Raw genomic sequence first — 17426 nt, 5'->3', positions numbered from 1 at the left:
CGGCAACCTCTGCCGCCCGTGAGCTTACTGCGGATTATCCTTCAGCGTGAGCGCCTCCAGGTGCTCGCGCAATTCGCCTTCGATCGGCAGCGCCCGCTGCGTTTTCAGATCGACGCACACGAAAGTCAGCAGCGCGTCTGCCACCGGCGTCCCCGCCGGATCCTGCGTCACCTTTTGGCTCAGCACCCCGCTCTTGCCGTTGAGCTGCACCATCTGGCTGTCGATACGCAGCTTATCCCCCAATACCGCCGGGCTGCGGTAATTGATATTGATGTTCACCACGATGAAAGCGATGTTGTTTTCCGTCATCCAGCGGAACCCGGCTTCGTTCTCCAACCACTCCCAACGCGCCTCTTCCAGAAACTCCAGATAGCGGGCGTTGTTAACGTGCTGGTAAACATCAAGGTGATAACCGCGAACTTTGATAAAGGTTTGCATAGGGAACGATCGCTCCTGCCTGGTGATTACAGAAAGAGGGAGCCACGCTGGCTCCCTCGCCCGTTTGGTCAACGCGCCAAACTGGTAAGACCTGTAAAATGTAGCAGAGGAGTCACGGCCTCAGCGGCCTTTTGCCACGCAGCCGCGACCGGGATCACATTTTCAGCCGGGTGCGGTTCTTCTCAAACAGCGCCGGCCCGATGCCCGGCACCTCCTGCAACTGCTCAACCTGGGTGAACGGCCCGTTCTGTTCGCGATAGCGCACGATGCCTTCCGCCTTCTTCAGACCGACGCCGCTCAAGGCGGCGGCCAGCTGTTCGGCAGTGGCCTGATTGATGCTGACCACCGCCTCTTCGGTTGCCTTGGTCATCACCGATTGCCCGCCATTGCCCACCGGTGTTGAGAGCATGGGCGCCTCGTTTTTTTCCACCGCGGCGGCCGGCCCGGCCAGGCATAACAACAGCGCGGTCAGCGCGGCGTTAACGTGACGACGGCAACCGAAAAACGCTTTTTTCTCTGAATATTGCATGCTGTATCCTCCTTGTGTGTGACAGCACGGCTACCTTGCCGCGGCGGCGGATATTCAGCAATCGACGGATGTCAGATATGGAAAAGGCCGCGAAAGCGGCCTTTGTTTGTTGCACTGCGTTGCAGAAAAATGCGGCGATTACTGAGGCTGTTGCTCAGCGGCGCCCATTTTGATCTTGGCTTCTTTACGCAGGCTCGCCAGCAGCGAATCGAAGGAGACGCCGGTCGCGCCCTCTTCCATCTTGCCGACGAAGGTTTTCATTTCGTCTTCCGGCAGCGTGCCCGGCTTCACCGCATCAAGCGCAATCAGCACCACGTTGTCCTGGCGATCCTGCGACATGCCGTACACCGGTTTGCCGTCCTGCGGGTGCGGCAGCGCGAACACGCTCTCCACCAGTTGGCTGTCTTCCGGCGCGCGCGCCATCTTCTGCACGGCGCCAAAGCTCAGGCCGGCGGCTTTCATCGCTTCGTCGCCCTTGCCCTGCTTCAGCTCAACCAACAGCTTCTCGCCCTGCAGCTTCGCTGCCTGCAGCGCCTTGTTGCGTTTCACCAGTTCCGCCACGCGGTCTTTTACCTGGTCGAACGGTTCGATGCCTTCCGGCTTGTGGCCGCTCACGCGCACCACGAAGGCGCGGTCGCCGTCTACGGTGATCACGTCGGAGTTGCTGCCCGGCGCGCCGTTCTCGCCGATCAGCGAGCCGTCGAAGATCGCCTGCACCACCGGCTTGAAGTTCAGCGCGGCAGGAATGTTGTCACGGGTGAACCAGTCGCTTTGCGCCGCTTTCACGCCGGCCGCTTCTTCAGCCGAGGCCAGAGATTCGTTGTCGCTGGTCGCCGCTTCGCTCACCTTCTGCTGCAGCGCGTAATACGCGTCTACCGCTTTCTCCTGCTGCACCTGCTTGGCGATAGCGTCATGCACGTCGCTCAGCGGTTTCAGTTTCTCAGGTTCGATGTCGTTCAAACGCACGATCAGGAAGCCGACAGAGGATTTCACCACGCCGGACAGCTGCCCTTTCTCGGTCAGGTTAGCCTGCTTCAGCTCATCGGCGGTGGTTTCCGGCTCCAGCCACCCCAGTTCGCCGCCGGTGCGGCGCGAGATGATGTCGGTGGATTTCTCTTTCGCCAGCGTGGCGAAATCGGCGCCCTTCTTCAGCTCGTCCAGCGCCGCGTTGGCTTCCGCCTCGGTTTTCAACTGGATCACGCTGTAGTTTTTACGCTCAGGCTGGCCGTAGCTGCTCTTGTGCTGGTCGTAGTAAGCGCTGATGTCCTCTTCGCTCACTTTCACCTTGTCCTGCATGGACGCGGCGTCCAGCGGGATATAGCTCACCTTCACCTGCTCCGGGGCGATGAAGCTGTTCTTGTTCTGATCGTAATACGCCTTCAGTTCGTCGTCGCCGGCGCTTTGTTTCGCCTGCAGCGCTTTCAAATCGATGGTCGCCAGGCGCACGTCGCGCTCCTGCAGCACCAGCGCCGCCATGGCTTGCGATTCAGACGGCAGCACGAAACCGGACTCGCCGAAGGCCTGGATCACCTGCTGATTGACCAACTGCTGACGCATCGACTGCGCGAAGTTGTCGGCGGTGTAACCCATGCGGCCGATCAGATCGAGATATTTGGCGTTATCGAACTGGCCGTTGGTCTGGAAGTAAGGCGCCTTGCGGATGGCGTCCTTGATCTGATCGTCGCTGACCGCCAGGCCCAGCTTTTTGGCGTACTGGTCGAGCAGCATGTTGTCGATCAACTGGGACAACACCTGACGGCGCATCTGCTGCATGTAGCCTTCGTTGCCGGCCAGCGCAGAGAACTGGTCACCCAGCTGCTGCTGCATGCGGCTGCGCTCGCTTTGGAAAGCCTGTTCCAGCTGAGCGCGTTCGATCGTCTGACCATTTACTTTCGCAGCATAATCGCCGGAGCCGCCGATCAGGTAGTTACCCACCCCGGTCAGAACGAATGACAGGATGATCAGGGCCAGGATGATTTTGAGCACGACGTGATTGGCAGCCGCGCGTAAATTGTCCATCATAGTGTGACAACACTCCGCTGTGATGTGGATTAACAACCCTTGCGCAGGCGCGTTCCCTGCGACAAAAATAAAAAAAGCGCATCAGTCCGATGCGCCTTGTATCTTACCTTACCAGCACCGCTGCGTCAGGTGATTGTTTATTACAAAACCCTGTTACGCTAAACGGTTAGACGCTAAATCAGTTTACAGCGTCTTTCAGCGCTTTCCCTGCACGGAAGGCAGGTACTTTGGCTGCCGCGATCTTGATCTCTTTACCGGTCTGCGGGTTGCGGCCGGTACGGGCCGAACGTTCACGCACGGTAAAGGAACCGAAACCTACCAGAGCCACGTCATCCCCTGCTTTCAGGGAGTCGGTAACGGAAGCGATTACTGCGTCTAAAGCACGTCCCGCTGCCGCTTTGGAAATATCAGCACCTGCGGCAATCTTGTCGATCAGTTGTGACTTATTCACTCTATCATCCCCTCTAGAATTCTATCGTCGCACCGAAAAATCCCTACGGTTGCGACAGCGCAGCTGTTATATCAATCCCATCGAACCTTGGCAAGCCACCGACTGGGTGACAAAACGCGGGCCGACAGAGATCTAACTTAGCGGTACAAAAAAATACTGGCAAGTCCGAAATGGCTTGCCAGTATAAGTTTTATCAATGGTTTTTGCGATTCGTCACTATTTTGCCGCTACCGGCAGTGCGCCGAAGGCCGGGTTTTGCAACGCAATGTTCAAAACTTCATCGATTCGCTGCACCGGATGAATCTCCAGATCGGCGATAACATTGTCCGGAATCTCTTCCAGATCGCGCTTGTTCTCGTAAGGGATCAGCACGGTTTTGATGCCGCCACGATGCGCCGCCAGCAGCTTCTCTTTCAGGCCGCCGATCGGCAACACCTGACCGCGCAGCGTGATCTCGCCGGTCATCGCCACATCGGCGCGTACCGGGTTGCCGGTCAGGCAGGAGACCAGCGCGGTGCACATCGCGATACCGGCGCTCGGGCCGTCTTTCGGCGTCGCCCCTTCCGGCACGTGCACGTGGATGTCGCGTTTCTCGTAGAAATCGGCGTTGATGCCCAATTTCTCCGCGCGCGCGCGCACCACGGTCAGCGCCGCCTGAATCGATTCCTGCATCACTTCACCCAGAGAACCGGTGTAGGTCAGCTTGCCTTTGCCCGGCACGCAGGCGGTTTCGATGGTCAGCAGATCGCCGCCCACTTCCGTCCACGCCAGCCCGGTGACTTCGCCCACGCGGTTTTCGGTATCCGCACGGCCGTAATCGACGCGCTGCACGCCCAGGTAATCCTTCAGGTTGTCGCCGTTGATCTCGATATGCTTGCGCTTCTTGTCCATCAGCAACGTTTTCACCGCTTTACGGCACAGCTTGGAGATTTCACGCTCCAGGCTACGCACCCCGGCTTCGCGGGTGTAGAAGCGAATGATGCCGATGATGGCGCTGTCGTCGACCGTCAGTTCGCCTTTTTTCAGCGCATTGCGCTCAAGCTGCTTCGGCAGCAGGTGCTGTTTGGCGATGTTGAGCTTCTCGTCCTCGGTATAACCCGACAGGCGGATCACTTCCATACGGTCCAGCAGCGGCGCAGGAATGTTCATCGAGTTCGAGGTGGCGACGAACATCACGTCGGACAGATCGTAATCCACTTCCAGATAGTGGTCGTTGAACGCCACGTTCTGTTCCGGATCCAGCACCTCCAGCAGAGCGGAAGCCGGATCGCCGCGCATGTCGGAAGACATCTTGTCGATCTCATCCAGCAGGAACAGCGGGTTCTTCACCCCAACCTTGGCCATCTTCTGGATCAGTTTGCCCGGCATCGAACCGATGTAGGTACGACGGTGACCGCGGATTTCCGCTTCGTCACGCACGCCGCCCAGCGCCATGCGCACGTACTGGCGACCGGTCGCTTTGGCGATCGACTGCCCCAGCGAGGTTTTACCCACGCCCGGCGGCCCCACCAGACACAGGATCGGCCCCTTGATTTTGCTGACGCGACTCTGCACCGCGAGGTACTCGAGGATGCGATCCTTGACGCGCTCCAGGCCGTAGTGATCGGTATCGAGCACTTCCTGCGCCTTGTTCAGGTCTTTTTTCACCTTGCTGCGCGCATTCCACGGCACCTGCAGCATCCAGTCGATGTAGCCGCGCACCACGGTCGCTTCCGCCGACATCGGCGACATCATCTTCAGCTTTTGCAGTTCCGCTTCGGTTTTTTCGCGCGCCTCTTTCGGCATTTTCGCCGCATCGATCTTGCGCTTCAGCGCTTCGTGCTCGTCCGGCGCGTCGTCCATCTCGCCCAGTTCTTTCTGAATCGCCTTCATCTGCTCATTCAGATAGTACTCGCGCTGGCTCTTCTCCATCTGCTTCTTGACGCGGTTACGGATGCGTTTCTCAACCTGCAGCAGGTCGATCTCCGATTCCATCATCGCCATCAGGTATTCCAGACGCTCGGTGATGTCGGACATCTCGAGCACCGACTGCTTATCGCTGAGTTTCAGCGGCATATGGGCGGCGATGGTGTCCGCCAGGCGCGCGGCGTCGTCGATGCTGTTGAGTGAAGTCAGCACCTCCGGCGGGATTTTTTTGTTCAGTTTGATATAGCCTTCAAACTGATTGATCGCGGTGCGCACCAGCACTTCCTGCTCGCGCTCGTCGATAGCCGGCGACTCAAGGTATTCCGCCTGCGCGGCGAAATGCTCACCGCTGTCGGACAGCGTAGTGATGCGTGCGCGCTGCAGCCCCTCGACCAGCACTTTTACCGTGCCGTCCGGCAGCTTCAGCATCTGCAGGATCGACGCTACGGTGCCGACCGAGAACAAGTCGTTAATGCCAGGTTCATCCGTTGAGGCCTCTTTCTGTGCCACCAGCATGATCTTCTTATCGTGATCCATTGCGGCTTCGAGGCACCGAATCGATTTTTCCCGGCCAACAAATAACGGGATCACCATGTGCGGATAAACCACCACGTCGCGCAATGGCAAAACGGGGATTTCAATGCGTTCGGAACGCTCAGGGTTCATAGAGCTCTCTCTTAGTTTAATTTCCGCCAGGTTGAGGGGGAATCTCATGAGACGCAAGCATCTAACGTTTCATAAAATCTGGTTAATGAGTATATGGGGATGAATCTCTTACATTCAACGGCAAGAATGCAGGAAAAAGAAATGGGGGATGAAATCCCCCATTTTGCTGATAACGCGCTGGTTTAACTGGCTAATTATTCGCCAGATGCCTGGGCTTCAGGCTTGCCGTAAATCAGCAGCGGTTTGGATTGGCCGGCGATCACCGACTCGTCGATCACCACTTTGTCTACGCTGTCCATCGACGGCAGATCGTACATGGTGTCGAGCAGCGCGCCTTCCACGATGGAACGCAGGCCGCGTGCGCCGGTTTTGCGCGCCATGGCTTTCTTGGCGATGGCGTTCAGCGCTTCGTCGCGGAACTCCAGCTCCACGCCTTCCAGATTGAACAGCGCCTGATACTGCTTGGTCAGGGCGTTCTTCGGCTCTTTCAGGATCTGAATCAGCGCGTCTTCGCTCAGCTCGCTCAGGGTCGCCACCACCGGCAGACGGCCGATGAACTCAGGGATCAGACCAAACTTGATCAAATCTTCCGGTTCGGCCTGCAGCAGCAGTTCGCCTTCGGTGGCCTTCTCGGACTCGCCCTTGACGGTCGCGCCGAAGCCGATGCCGGAGCCGGTGTTGACGCGTTGACCGATCACCTTATCCAGGCCGGCGAATGCGCCGCCGCAGATAAACAGGATCTTGGAAGTATCGACCTGCAGGAATTCCTGTTGCGGATGCTTGCGCCCGCCCTGCGGCGGAACCGCGGCGATGGTGCCTTCAATCAGCTTCAGCAGCGCCTGCTGCACGCCTTCACCCGAGACGTCACGCGTGATCGACGGGTTGTCGGACTTACGGGAAATCTTATCGATTTCATCGATATAAACGATGCCGCGCTGCGCTTTCTGCACGTCATAGTCGCATTTTTGCAACAGCTTCTGGATAATATTTTCCACGTCCTCGCCCACATAACCGGCTTCGGTCAGCGTGGTGGCGTCGGCCATGGTGAACGGCACGTCCAGGAAGCGCGCCAGCGTTTCCGCCAGCAGAGTTTTGCCGCTGCCGGTCGGGCCGATCAGCAAGATGTTGCTCTTGCCCAACTCGATACCGTTGCTGGTATCGCCGTTGCGCAGGCGTTTGTAGTGGTTGTACACCGCAACCGCCAGCACTTTCTTCGCCTGCTCCTGGCCGATGACGTAGTCATCCAGGTGGTGGCGGATCTCGTGCGGCGTCGGCAGCGCACTGCGCTCACGATGCGGGGCAACTTCTTTAATCTCTTCGCGAATAATGTCGTTACACAGATCGACACATTCATCGCAGATATACACTGACGGCCCGGCAATCAGCTTACGCACTTCATGCTGGCTTTTGCCGCAAAAAGAGCAGTACAGCAGCTTTCCTGAACCGTCTTTGCGCTTATCTGTCATCAGTCAAACCTCTTCTTTAGTCTTGTCCCGCAGGAAAATCACGGCGGCAGTGCGCCCAAACTCATATCGGGAACGCCGAGGGGCTACAACAGAGCGAGCCCCTGCCCACTCTGTTTACTATAGTCCATCGGCGCCGCGTGGTTCTAGCTGCGGTGTGTCAGAATGCCGTCAACCAGGCCGTATTCCACGGCTTCTTCCGCGGTCATAAAGCGATCGCGCTCGGTGTCGCGCTCGATCTGCTCCAGCGGCTGGCCGGTATGCTCGGCCATCAGTTCGTTCATGCGCGCTTTCACCTTGAGGATTTCACGCGCGTGGATTTCGATGTCCGTCGCCTGGCCCTGGTAGCCGCCCAGCGGCTGGTGAATCATCACGCGCGAGTTCGGCAGGCAGAAACGTTTGCCTTTGGCGCCCGCGGTCAGCAGGAAGGAGCCCATCGAGCACGCCTGGCCCATACAGATGGTGCTGACGTCCGGCTTGATGAACTTCATGGTGTCGTAAATCGACATGCCCGCGGTGATCACCCCACCCGGCGAGTTGATGTAGAGGAAAATGTCTTTTTCCGGGCTTTCCGCTTCGAGGAACAGCATTTGCGCCACGATCAGGTTGGCCATGTGATCTTCCACCTGCCCGGTCAGGAAAATGATGCGCTCTTTCAGCAGGCGGGAATAAATGTCGTAAGAACGCTCCCCGCGTGAAGTCTGCTCTACCACCATCGGCACCAGCGCCATGTTCGGTGCAAATTGATCTCGTTCGCCACTGTATGACATTACCGTCTCCTAATAGAAATTGCCTTGGCGGCCAGGGTGTCACCCTAATACGCCGATTCTACTTGAGAACGGCCATGATGACTATGCTCAAGCATTCGACCCGCGCCGCACGTACCCGACGGTTAGTTTATCCCGCGCACTTTGGCAAACAGCCCCAGAATCATTCTTTACAGATTGGGGGATCCCGGCGCAATTTCAAGCCCAGGGGCCGATTTTCTCCGCGCGCCGAAAACGATGCCGTTAATCTGACCGTTATCATGCCAGCCAGTTCCCCAGGCAACAGGGTAAATATAGTGCATATTAACCCGCTTAACCTGAGATTAATCAGCAACGTGGCGAAAAGAAAAGCCCGCAACCTGAGGTTGCGGGCTTTTTCATCGTGCGCCGGTTCGCCAGGCGAAACCGGGGGCGCCGTTCATCGCGCCCGGCACGCCGGCATTACGCCTGTTGAGTCTGGTTCATCAGCTCGCTGAAGGTAGTGGCTTTTTCAGTCACTTTCGCTTTTGCCAGCAGGGCTTCAACCGCTTGCTCTTCCAGAGCCACGTTGCGCATGTTGTTCATCAGCTCTTTGTTTTTGCTGTAGAACTCGATGACTTCGCTTGGATCTTCGTAGGCAGAAGCCATTTCTTCGATCAGCGTCTTCACGCGGTCTTCGTCAGCTTTCAGATCGTTGGTGCTGATCACTTCGCCCAGCAGCAGGCCAACCACTACGCGGCGTTTCGCTTGCTCTTCGAACAGTTCGCGTGGCAGTTCCAGCGCTTGCTTCTCGTTGCCGCCGAAACGCTGTGCAGCCTGACGACGCAGCACGTCGATTTCGCCGTCGATCAGGGCAGCAGGCACGTCGATTTCGTTCGCGCTCACCAGGCCGTCGATCGCCTGAGACTTGATACGGTTACGCACGGCGCCTTTCAGCTCGCGCTCCATGTTCTTGCGAACTTCGGTGCGCAGGCCGGCAACGGAACCGTCCGCCACGCCGAAACGCTTGATGAACTCTTCGGTCAGTTCCGGCAGCTCGCGCTCTTCAACTTTCTTCAGCACGATAGCGAATTTGGCCGCTTTGCCCTTCAGGTTTTCCGCGTGGTAGTCTTCCGGGAAGTTCACGTCGATGGAGAACTCTTCGCCCGCTTTGTGACCAACCAGACCTTCTTCGAAGCCTGGGATCATGCGGCCCTGGCCCATTGCCAGCACGAAGTCGGACGCTTTGCCGCCTTCGAACTCTTCACCGTCGATAGAACCGGTGAAGTCAACGGTCACGCGATCTTCAGCTTCCGCTGCGCGATCGGTTTCTTTCCAGGTTGCCTGCTGCTTGCGCAGGGTATCCAGCATCGCGTCGACGTCTTCGTCGTTCACTTCAACCACGGGTTTTTCAACTTCGATGTTTTCCAGGCCTTTCAGCTCAACTTCTGGATACACTTCGAACTCAACGGCGAAAGTGAAGTCTTCACCTTCTTTGTACTCGCCCGGCACGTAGTTTGGTGCGCCGGCCGGATTAATCTTTTCTTTGATGATCGCGTCAACGAAGCTGCGCTGCATCGCTTCGCCCAGCACGTCCTGACGAACAGAGGCGCCGTAACGCTGTTCCACGATGTTCATCGGCACTTTGCCTTTGCGGAAGCCGTCGATACGCACGCTTTTCGCTGCGTTGATCAGCTCTTTCTTCACCGCCTGCTTGATAGTATCAGCCGGTACAGTAATAGAGAGACGGCGCCCAAGGCCTTGAGTGGTTTCTACTGAAACTTGCATCTTGTTACCTCAAAAAAATAACAGTGCTCGGTCAACTCCGTTCCAAGAACCAGGACGGCTACAGATAAGAACCGAGTTCCCTGATGACAGAAGCGTCCCGAAACCATTCCGGAAAAATAAGACGCGACATTATAGCGGCGCATGCGTGGCGAGTCGAGGAAAGCTAGGCGGCGCAGGCGCGCTAAAACTCACACTTTTGCCGATTCGATCGCCAAAAGGCCGCCAAAACAGACCGAACGTTGGCCACATTGCGCGTCGGCCATGTCGTCGTCAAAAACAGAAACGGCCCGCAGGCCGTTTCAAAATTCGTCAGTAGTAATACCCTAATTCAAGGGCAAAGTTCCACTGATACCTGAAAATTTCCCCCTCAGGCCAGCGTGCCCGCGCCGCGACACGGCGGCGAGGCCGGCACGGTATCCTGCAGACCTTCCCACTCTTTGAGCGTATAGGTATGCAGCGCCAGCGCGTGTACGCCGTCCGCCAGCTCCTCCGACAATACGCCGTAGATGGAGCGGTGGCGCGTCAAAAAACGTTCGCCGACGAAGCGATCGCTGACCAATACCACTTTGAAATGGCTTTCTGAACCCGCCGGAACGTTATGACGATAGCTTTCATCAACGACTTCCAGATACGCGGGCTCAAACGCCGCCCTTAACTTTGCTTCTATTTGCTCGCGAATCATAGGATCTCCTTACAACACCGGCAGAGGACCGTGCCCATCTAGTTCAATATTAGCCGGTTTTCCCCCGTTTAGACCATCGCCGGGACAAATTTCTCTTTTCTGCGGTCAAATGATGAGCGCCATCCCCGCCGCTTGGGGGATTATCCGATTGAGCGGGCCAAAAAAGCGTGTTTTTATCAACGGCAGGTAAAAATTTGTCACTCAGGCGCCTTCCGCGCTTCCACCGCACGGCGGCGATGCTATGATGTCGGCAATTTGTTGTCGGCTATCCCGCTCTGATTATTGCTAAATCCATCGAGAATGAGACAGAAAACATGTTAAAGAAACTTTGTCTTCCTTTGCTGGCCGCCCTGCTGCTGGCCGGCTGCGCGACCAGCAGCAACACCCTGAACGTCACGCCGAAAATCGTTCTGCCGCAGCAGGATCCTACCCTGCAGGGCATCACTGTCAGCATCAACGGCGCGGATCAGCGCACCGACCAGGCGCTGGCCAAGGTGAACCGCGACGGCCAGTTGGTCACGCTGACGCCATCGCGCGATCTGCGTTTCCTGCTGCAGGAAGTGCTGGAGAAACAGATGGGCGCACGTGGCTACATGATCGGCGCCGACGGCCCGGTAGCGCTGCAAATCGTCGTCAATAATCTGTACGCGGACGTCGCCGAAGGTAACCTGCGCTACAACATCACCACCAAAGCCGACATCTCGATCATCGCCCAGGCGAAGAACGGCAACAAGCAGGTGAAGAATTACCGCTCGACCTATAACGTGCAGGGCGCCTTCACGGCGACCAACGAGAAGATCACCGACGCCGTCAACTCCGTGCTGGGCGACGTGATCGCCGACATGGCTCAGGACACCAGCGTCAACGATTTCATCAAGCAAAACGCGCGTTAATCGCCGCGCCTTGTGCCGCCCGGCGGATCGGGCGGCGCAGACAGGGAACTCATGTCGAAACACTATTTGAACATCTTCACCCAGCGTAACTCCGCCATTCTGCTGCTGCTGGGCTTCGCGTCGGGTCTGCCGCTGGCATTGACCTCCGGCACGCTGCAAGCCTGGATGACCGTCGAAAATATCGATCTGAAAACCATCGGCATCTTCTCGCTGGTGGGCCAGGCCTACGTCTTCAAATTCCTCTGGTCGCCGTTCATGGACCGCTATACCCCGCCGTTTCTCGGGCGGCGGCGCGGTTGGCTGCTGATCAGCCAGCTGTTGCTGGTGGCGGCGATTGTGGCGATGGGCTTTATGCAGCCCGCGCAGCACCTGTGGTGGCTGGCGGCGTTGGCGGTGCTGGTGGCGTTCTGCTCCGCCTCGCAAGATATCGTGTTCGACGCCTATAAAACCGACCTGCTGAAAGCCGAAGAACGGGGCACGGGCGCAGCGATCTCGGTGCTGGGTTATCGGCTGGCGATGCTGGTTTCCGGCGGCCTGGCGCTGTGGCTGGCGGATCGCTATTTCGGCTGGCAAGCCACCTACTGGCTGATGGCCGGGTTGATGCTGATCGGCGTGGCCGCCACGCTGCTGGCGCCGGAGCCGGACGAAAACATCCCGGCGCCGCGCACCATGGAACAGGCGGTCGTCGCGCCGCTGCGCGATTTCTTCGGCCGCAACAACGCCTGGCTGATCCTGCTGCTGATCGTGATGTACAAAATGGGCGACGCTTTCGCCGGCAGCCTGAGCACCACTTTCCTGATCCGCGGCGTGGGGTTCGACGCCGGTGAAGTCGGGCTGGTGAACAAAACCCTCGGCCTGTTCGCGACCATCGTCGGCGCCCTGTTCGGCGGCGTGCTGATGCAGCGCCTCAGCCTGTTCCGCGCGCTGATGCTGTTCGGCGTCCTGCAGGCGGTCTCCAATCTCGGGTATTGGATCCTGGCGGTGACCGACAAGAGCCTGCTCACCATGGGCAGCGCCATCTTCCTCGAAAATCTGTGTGGCGGCATGGGCACCGCGGCCTTCGTGGCGTTGCTGATGACGCTGTGCAACCGGTCGTTCTCCGCCACCCAGTTCGCGCTGCTGTCGGCGCTGTCCGCCGTAGGGCGTGTCTATGTCGGCCCGATCGCCGGCTGGTTCGTCGAAGCCCACGGTTGGCCGTTGTTCTACCTGTTCTCTATCGCCGCTGCCCTGCCCGGCTTGCTGCTGCTCGGTATCTGTCGTCAGACGCTGGAGCACACCCAGCAGCATGGCAATTTTATGCCGCGCACCGAGTTTTCAGAATCTTACCGTTGGGCACTGCGCTTGCTGACGCTAGGCTGTTCGCTGTTGGGCCTGTGGTTGCTGTTGCTTATCGCCAATGCGCTGGATTGGACGCAGGCCCCGCAGTTGGCCGATCGGCTGCTGCAGGCCGGCGCCGCGCTGAGCCTGCTCGGCGTCGCAATGGGCAGTACGTTGGATTACCTCGCCCTGCGCCGCACCCGTTTGGCATAATCTGAACGGCCGGTGATTTCGCCGGCCGAAAAAAAAGCGATCCGGGGGTATATTTATTTCGGTAAAAAAAGATAATCGGCGCGGAAATTATTTTTTTATCCGACTGCCGCGCTCGGAAATAAAATTAAATTCACCTTTAAGACACAATTATTTTACATTAAATAAACCTTTTCTGCGTATTTCCCCGCCGCGCATTTCTTCGCCAAATTCATCATACCTTTAGTTTTCCTTAACATACGGGCTGCTCGTCACGATTCAGCGTGCCAACGCGTTGTTGTCATTGGTAAATTGTCACGCAGGGTTACATCTGTGACCCCCTTAACAGAAAGTGTCAACAAGCCGCTGACACTCCCTTAAGCATGTTTACAGTACTGCAACCTTCCCGTAAAATGCCCGCACACATGAAACGACAATTGAGCCTTTGTTATTGAGGTCGTTAGATGAGACTTAAGAAATACAATAAAAGTATTGGGATGCTGTCATTAATCGCAGGCACTGTATTGCTCAGTGGCTGCGATATGGTTTTGATGAATCCCAAAGGAGCAATTGGTGTTGAGCAACGGACACTGATTATCACTGCAATCGCGTTGATGTTGATCGTAGTGGTGCCAGTTATCTTCATGGCGTTCGCCTTTGCCTGGAAGTATCGCGCTTCCAACAAAGACGCCAAGTACAGTCCGAACTGGGCCCACTCCAACAAGATCGAAGCGGTCGTCTGGACCATTCCTATCATTATCATCGCCATCCTTGGCACCATTACCTGGAAGACCACCCACGAACTCGATCCGTTCAAGCCGATTGTCACTGACAAGAAGCCGATGACGATCGAAGTGGTGTCGCTCGACTGGAAATGGCTGTTCATCTACCCGGAACAAGGCATTGCGACCGTTAATGAGCTGGCTTTCCCGAAAGATGTTCCAGTCGAATTCAAGATCACCTCTAACTCGGTAATGAACTCGTTCTTTATCCCGCAGTTGGGTGGACAGATTTATGCGATGGCCGGCATGCAGACCAAACTGCACCTGATCGGCAACGAAGCCGGTGCCTACAAAGGTATCTCCAGCAGCTACAGCGGCGCAGGCTTCTCCGGTATGAAATTCACCGCGATCGTTACCCCGACCGAAGGCGACTTCGATCAGTGGGTGGCCAAGGTGAAGGCATCGTCTAAAAACCTGAACACCACCGACGACTTTAACAAACTGGCAGAGCCGAGTGAAAACAACCCGGTTGAGTACTTTGCCGCTGTCAAACCGAATTTGTTCAAAGAAACAATTGCCAAATTCATGGGCGACATGGATATGCACAAGGGCGCTGGCGCGCACGAAGGCATGGACATGAGCCAAGGTATGGACATGGGTGAACATGCTGCTCACGCCGGAGCCGAGGAATAACTGATGTTGGGAAAATTAACACTTGATGCGGTTCCGTACCACGAACCGATCATCATGGTCACCGTAGCCGCAATTATTGTCGGGGGCCTGGCAGTGCTGGCGCTGCTGACGTATTTCGGCAAATGGAAGTGGCTGTGGAGCGAATGGCTGACTTCGGTCGACCATAAAAAAATTGGTATCATGTACATCATCGTGGCGATGGTCATGCTGCTGCGCGGCTTCGCCGACGCCATCATGATGCGTAGCCAGCAGGCGTTGGCGTCCGCCGGCGAAGCCGGGTTCCTGCCGCCGCACCACTACGACCAGATCTTCACCGCGCACGGCGTTATCATGATCTTCTTCATGGCGATGCCTTTCGTGGTCGGCCTGATGAACGTCGTGGTGCCGCTGCAAATCGGTGCGCGTGACGTCGCCTTCCCGTTCCTGAACTCCCTGAGCTTCTGGTTCTTCGTGGTGGGCGTTGTGCTGATCAACATCTCCCTGGGGGTCGGTGAATTCGCTCAGACCGGTTGGCTGGCGTATCCGCCGCTGTCGGGTAAAGAGTACAGTCCTGGCGTCGGGGTCGATTACTGGATCTGGAGTCTGCAGATTTCCGGTCTGGGTACCCTGCTGACCGGCGTGAACTTCTTCGCCACCATTCTGAAGATGCGTGCCCCTGGCATGCCTATGATGAAGATGCCGGTGTTCACCTGGGCGGCGTTGTGTACTAACGTCCTGATCATCGTTTCTTTCCCAATTCTGACCGTCACCATCGCGCTGCTGACCCTGGATCGCTATCTGGGCACCCATTTCTTCACCAATGATATGGGCGGCAACATGATGATGTACATCAACCTGATTTGGGCCTGGGGTCACCCAGAGGTGTATATCCTGGTTCTGCCGGTGTTCGGCGTGTTCTCCGAAGTCACCGCGACCTTCTCCAGAAAACGCCTGTTCGGCTATACCTCACTGGTATGGGCAACCATCGCGATCACCGTTCTGTCGTTCATCGTCTGGCTGCACCACTTCTTCACCATGGGGTCCGGCGCGAACGTTAACGCCTTCTTCGGTATCGCCACCATGATCATTTCCATCCCGACCGGGGTGAAAATCTTCAACTGGCTGTTCACCATGTATCAGGGCCGTATCAAGCTCAACTCCGCGATGCTGTGGACCGTTGGCTTCATCATCACCTTCTCCGTGGGTGGTATGACCGGCGTTCTGCTGGCGGTGCCGGGCGCGAACTTCGTGCTGCACAACAGCCTGTTCCTGATCGCTCACTTCCACAACGTCATCATCGGCGGCGTGGTGTTCGGTTGCTTCGCGGGCCTGACCTACTGGTTCCCGAAATCCTTCGGCTTCACGCTGAACGAAAAATGGGGCATCCGCGCGTTCTGGTTCTGGATCATCGGCTTCTTCACCGCCTTCATGCCGCTGTACGCATTGGGCTTTATGGGCATGACCCGTCGTATCAGCCAGAACATCAACCCTGAGTTCCACCCTCTGCTGCTGGTTGCAGCCGGCGGTGCGGCGCTGATCGCCTGCGGCATCCTGTGCCAGCTGACCCAGATCTTCGTCAGTATCCGTGACCGCGAACAGAACCGCGATCTGACCGGTGACCCATGGGGTGCTCGTACTCTGGAGTGGTCAACCTCGTCTCCACCGCCGTTCTATAACTTTGCCGTAGTGCCGCAGATTCATGACCGTGATGAATTCTGGGACATGAAAGAAAAAGGCGAAGCGTATAAGAAACCGGCTAAATACGAACCGATTCATATGCCTAAGAACACCGGCGCCGGCGTTATCATCGCCTTCTTCAGCCTGGTATTCGGTTTCGCAATGATTTGGGAAATCTGGTGGATGGCTCTGGCCGGCTTCATCGGTATGATCGTTGTCTGGATCGGCAAGAGCTTCGATCACGATGTTGACTACTATGTGCAGGTTGATGAAATCGAGCGCATTGAGAACCAACACTACGAACAAATCCGTAAAGCAGGCGTGAACCATGTCAACTGAAACTCTGACCAATCATAACGCAGCCCATGCAGAGCATGGGCACCACGACGCGGGAGAGACCAAAGTCTTCGGATTCTGGATCTACCTGATGAGCGACTGTATTTTGTTTGCGAGCTTGTTCGCGACTTATGCAGTCCTGGTGAACGGGACCGCTGGCGGTCCCTCAGGCAAAGACATCTTCGACCTGAAGTTTGTCCTGGTCGAAACTTTCCTGCTGCTGTTCAGCTCCATCACCTACGGCATGGCGATGATCGCCATGAACAAAGGTAAAGTTGGCGGTGTAAACACCTGGTTGTTCCTGACCTTCCTGTTTGGTCTGGGCTTCGTGGCGATGGAAATCTATGAATTCCATCACCTGATCGCCGAAGGCTTCGGTCCGGATCGCAGCGCGTTCCTGTCCAGCTTCTTCGCGCTGGTCGGCACCCACGGTCTGCACGTGACTTCCGGCCTGATTTGGATCATCGTGCTGATGATTCAGGTGAGCAAGTTCGGCCTGACCGCGACCAACAAAACCCGCCTGATGTGCCTGAGCCTGTTCTGGCACTTCCTGGACGTGGTCTGGATCTGCGTATTTACCGTTGTCTACCTGCTGGGGGTTATGTAATGAGCCATTCATCCCATGAAACCTCTCACGGCGGCGCAAGCCACGGCAGCGTGAAGTCATACCTGATCGGCTTTATCCTGTCGATCATCCTGACGGTAATTCCATTTGCGATGGTAATGAACGGCTCCGCCTCTCATTCCACCATCCTGGCGGTTGTTGTCGGTATGGCGGTTATCCAGGTGATTGTTCACCTGGTCTACTTCCTGCACATGAACACCTCATCGGAAGAGCGCTGGAACCTGGTGGCATTGCTGTTCACCGCTATGATCATCGGTATCGTTGTTGTAGGTTCACTCTGGATTATGTACAACCTCAACATCAATATGATGGTCGATTAAGAGCTG

Annotated in this window: 15 protein-coding genes; 6 read left to right on the top strand and 9 right to left on the bottom strand. The window is 56.9% G+C overall.

Translation table 11 applies throughout. From position 1 onward, the window contains the following. Positions 1 to 24: 24 nt before the first annotated feature. The 9 genes from IT763_RS04745 to bolA all read right to left on the bottom strand — a co-directional run bounded on the left by IT763_RS04745 (position 25) and on the right by bolA (position 10669). Positions 25 to 438, bottom strand: a complete 414-nt coding sequence (locus IT763_RS04745; RefSeq protein WP_004940344.1) for a thioesterase family protein — start codon at positions 436 to 438, stop codon at positions 25 to 27. Between the two features lie 154 nt (positions 439 to 592). Continuing rightward, the gene (locus tag IT763_RS04740; protein ID WP_206195213.1) at positions 593 to 967 is read right to left on the bottom strand and encodes a helix-hairpin-helix domain-containing protein; all 375 of its coding nucleotides are present in this window, start codon (positions 965 to 967) and stop codon (positions 593 to 595) included. A gap of 138 nt (positions 968 to 1105) precedes the next feature. Beyond that, positions 1106 to 2989: a peptidylprolyl isomerase gene (gene ppiD / locus IT763_RS04735; RefSeq protein WP_016928857.1), complete on the bottom strand. Its 1884-nt coding sequence runs from the start codon at positions 2987 to 2989 to the stop codon at positions 1106 to 1108. A gap of 178 nt (positions 2990 to 3167) precedes the next feature. Then, a complete protein-coding gene (gene hupB, locus IT763_RS04730; protein ID WP_004940351.1) occupies positions 3168 to 3440 on the bottom strand; it encodes a nucleoid-associated protein HU-beta in 273 nt (90 codons plus the stop codon). A 216-nt stretch (positions 3441 to 3656) separates the two neighbouring features. Then, on the bottom strand, positions 3657 to 6011 hold the full coding sequence (gene lon / locus IT763_RS04725; RefSeq protein WP_004940352.1) for an endopeptidase La: 2355 nt from the start codon (positions 6009 to 6011) through the stop codon (positions 3657 to 3659). Positions 6012 to 6205: 194 nt separating this feature from the next. After that, positions 6206 to 7477: an ATP-dependent protease ATP-binding subunit ClpX gene (gene clpX / locus IT763_RS04720; protein WP_004940354.1), complete on the bottom strand. Its 1272-nt coding sequence runs from the start codon at positions 7475 to 7477 to the stop codon at positions 6206 to 6208. A 143-nt stretch (positions 7478 to 7620) separates the two neighbouring features. Next, complete coding sequence (gene clpP / locus IT763_RS04715; protein ID WP_016928858.1) at positions 7621 to 8244, bottom strand: ATP-dependent Clp endopeptidase proteolytic subunit ClpP; 624 nt, start codon at positions 8242 to 8244, stop codon at positions 7621 to 7623. A 438-nt stretch (positions 8245 to 8682) separates the two neighbouring features. Further along, positions 8683 to 9987 carry a trigger factor gene (tig, locus tag IT763_RS04710; RefSeq protein WP_004940358.1) on the bottom strand — a complete coding sequence of 435 codons (1305 nt, stop codon included), beginning with the start codon at positions 9985 to 9987 and terminating at the stop codon, positions 8683 to 8685. A 367-nt stretch (positions 9988 to 10354) separates the two neighbouring features. Next, positions 10355 to 10669, bottom strand: coding sequence for a transcriptional regulator BolA (gene bolA, locus IT763_RS04705; protein WP_004940361.1), 315 nt, complete (start codon positions 10667 to 10669; stop codon positions 10355 to 10357). A gap of 314 nt (positions 10670 to 10983) precedes the next feature. On the opposite strand from bolA, the gene IT763_RS04700 reads away from it, so the two are divergent. The 6 genes from IT763_RS04700 (at position 10984) to IT763_RS04675 (ending at position 17420) form a co-directional block, all read left to right on the top strand. Next, entirely contained in the window at positions 10984 to 11562 is a 579-nt protein-coding gene (locus IT763_RS04700) for a lipoprotein (protein ID WP_004940363.1), read from the top strand. A 51-nt stretch (positions 11563 to 11613) separates the two neighbouring features. Continuing rightward, the gene (gene ampG / locus IT763_RS04695) at positions 11614 to 13092 is read left to right on the top strand and encodes a muropeptide MFS transporter AmpG (RefSeq protein WP_016928861.1); all 1479 of its coding nucleotides are present in this window, start codon (positions 11614 to 11616) and stop codon (positions 13090 to 13092) included. A gap of 440 nt (positions 13093 to 13532) precedes the next feature. Next, a complete protein-coding gene (gene cyoA, locus IT763_RS04690) occupies positions 13533 to 14483 on the top strand; it encodes a cytochrome o ubiquinol oxidase subunit II (RefSeq protein WP_004940365.1) in 951 nt (316 codons plus the stop codon). A 3-nt stretch (positions 14484 to 14486) separates the two neighbouring features. Continuing rightward, entirely contained in the window at positions 14487 to 16478 is a 1992-nt protein-coding gene (gene cyoB, locus IT763_RS04685; protein WP_004940366.1) for a cytochrome o ubiquinol oxidase subunit I, read from the top strand. Next, positions 16468 to 17082 (top strand): cytochrome o ubiquinol oxidase subunit III, encoded by a 615-nt coding sequence (locus IT763_RS04680; protein ID WP_004940367.1) that lies wholly within the window; start codon positions 16468 to 16470, stop codon positions 17080 to 17082. Before cyoB ends, IT763_RS04680 begins: the two co-directional genes overlap by 11 nt. Then, positions 17082 to 17420, top strand: coding sequence for a cytochrome o ubiquinol oxidase subunit IV (locus tag IT763_RS04675; RefSeq protein ID WP_016928864.1), 339 nt, complete (start codon positions 17082 to 17084; stop codon positions 17418 to 17420). Before IT763_RS04680 ends, IT763_RS04675 begins: the two co-directional genes overlap by 1 nt. Positions 17421 to 17426: the final 6 nt, after the last annotated feature.

The organism is Serratia sp. CMO1 (genome assembly GCF_015689115.1).
Classification (GTDB): Bacteria; Pseudomonadota; Gammaproteobacteria; order Enterobacterales; family Enterobacteriaceae; genus Serratia; species Serratia marcescens.
This window is presented reverse-complemented; position numbering and strand designations above follow the sequence as displayed.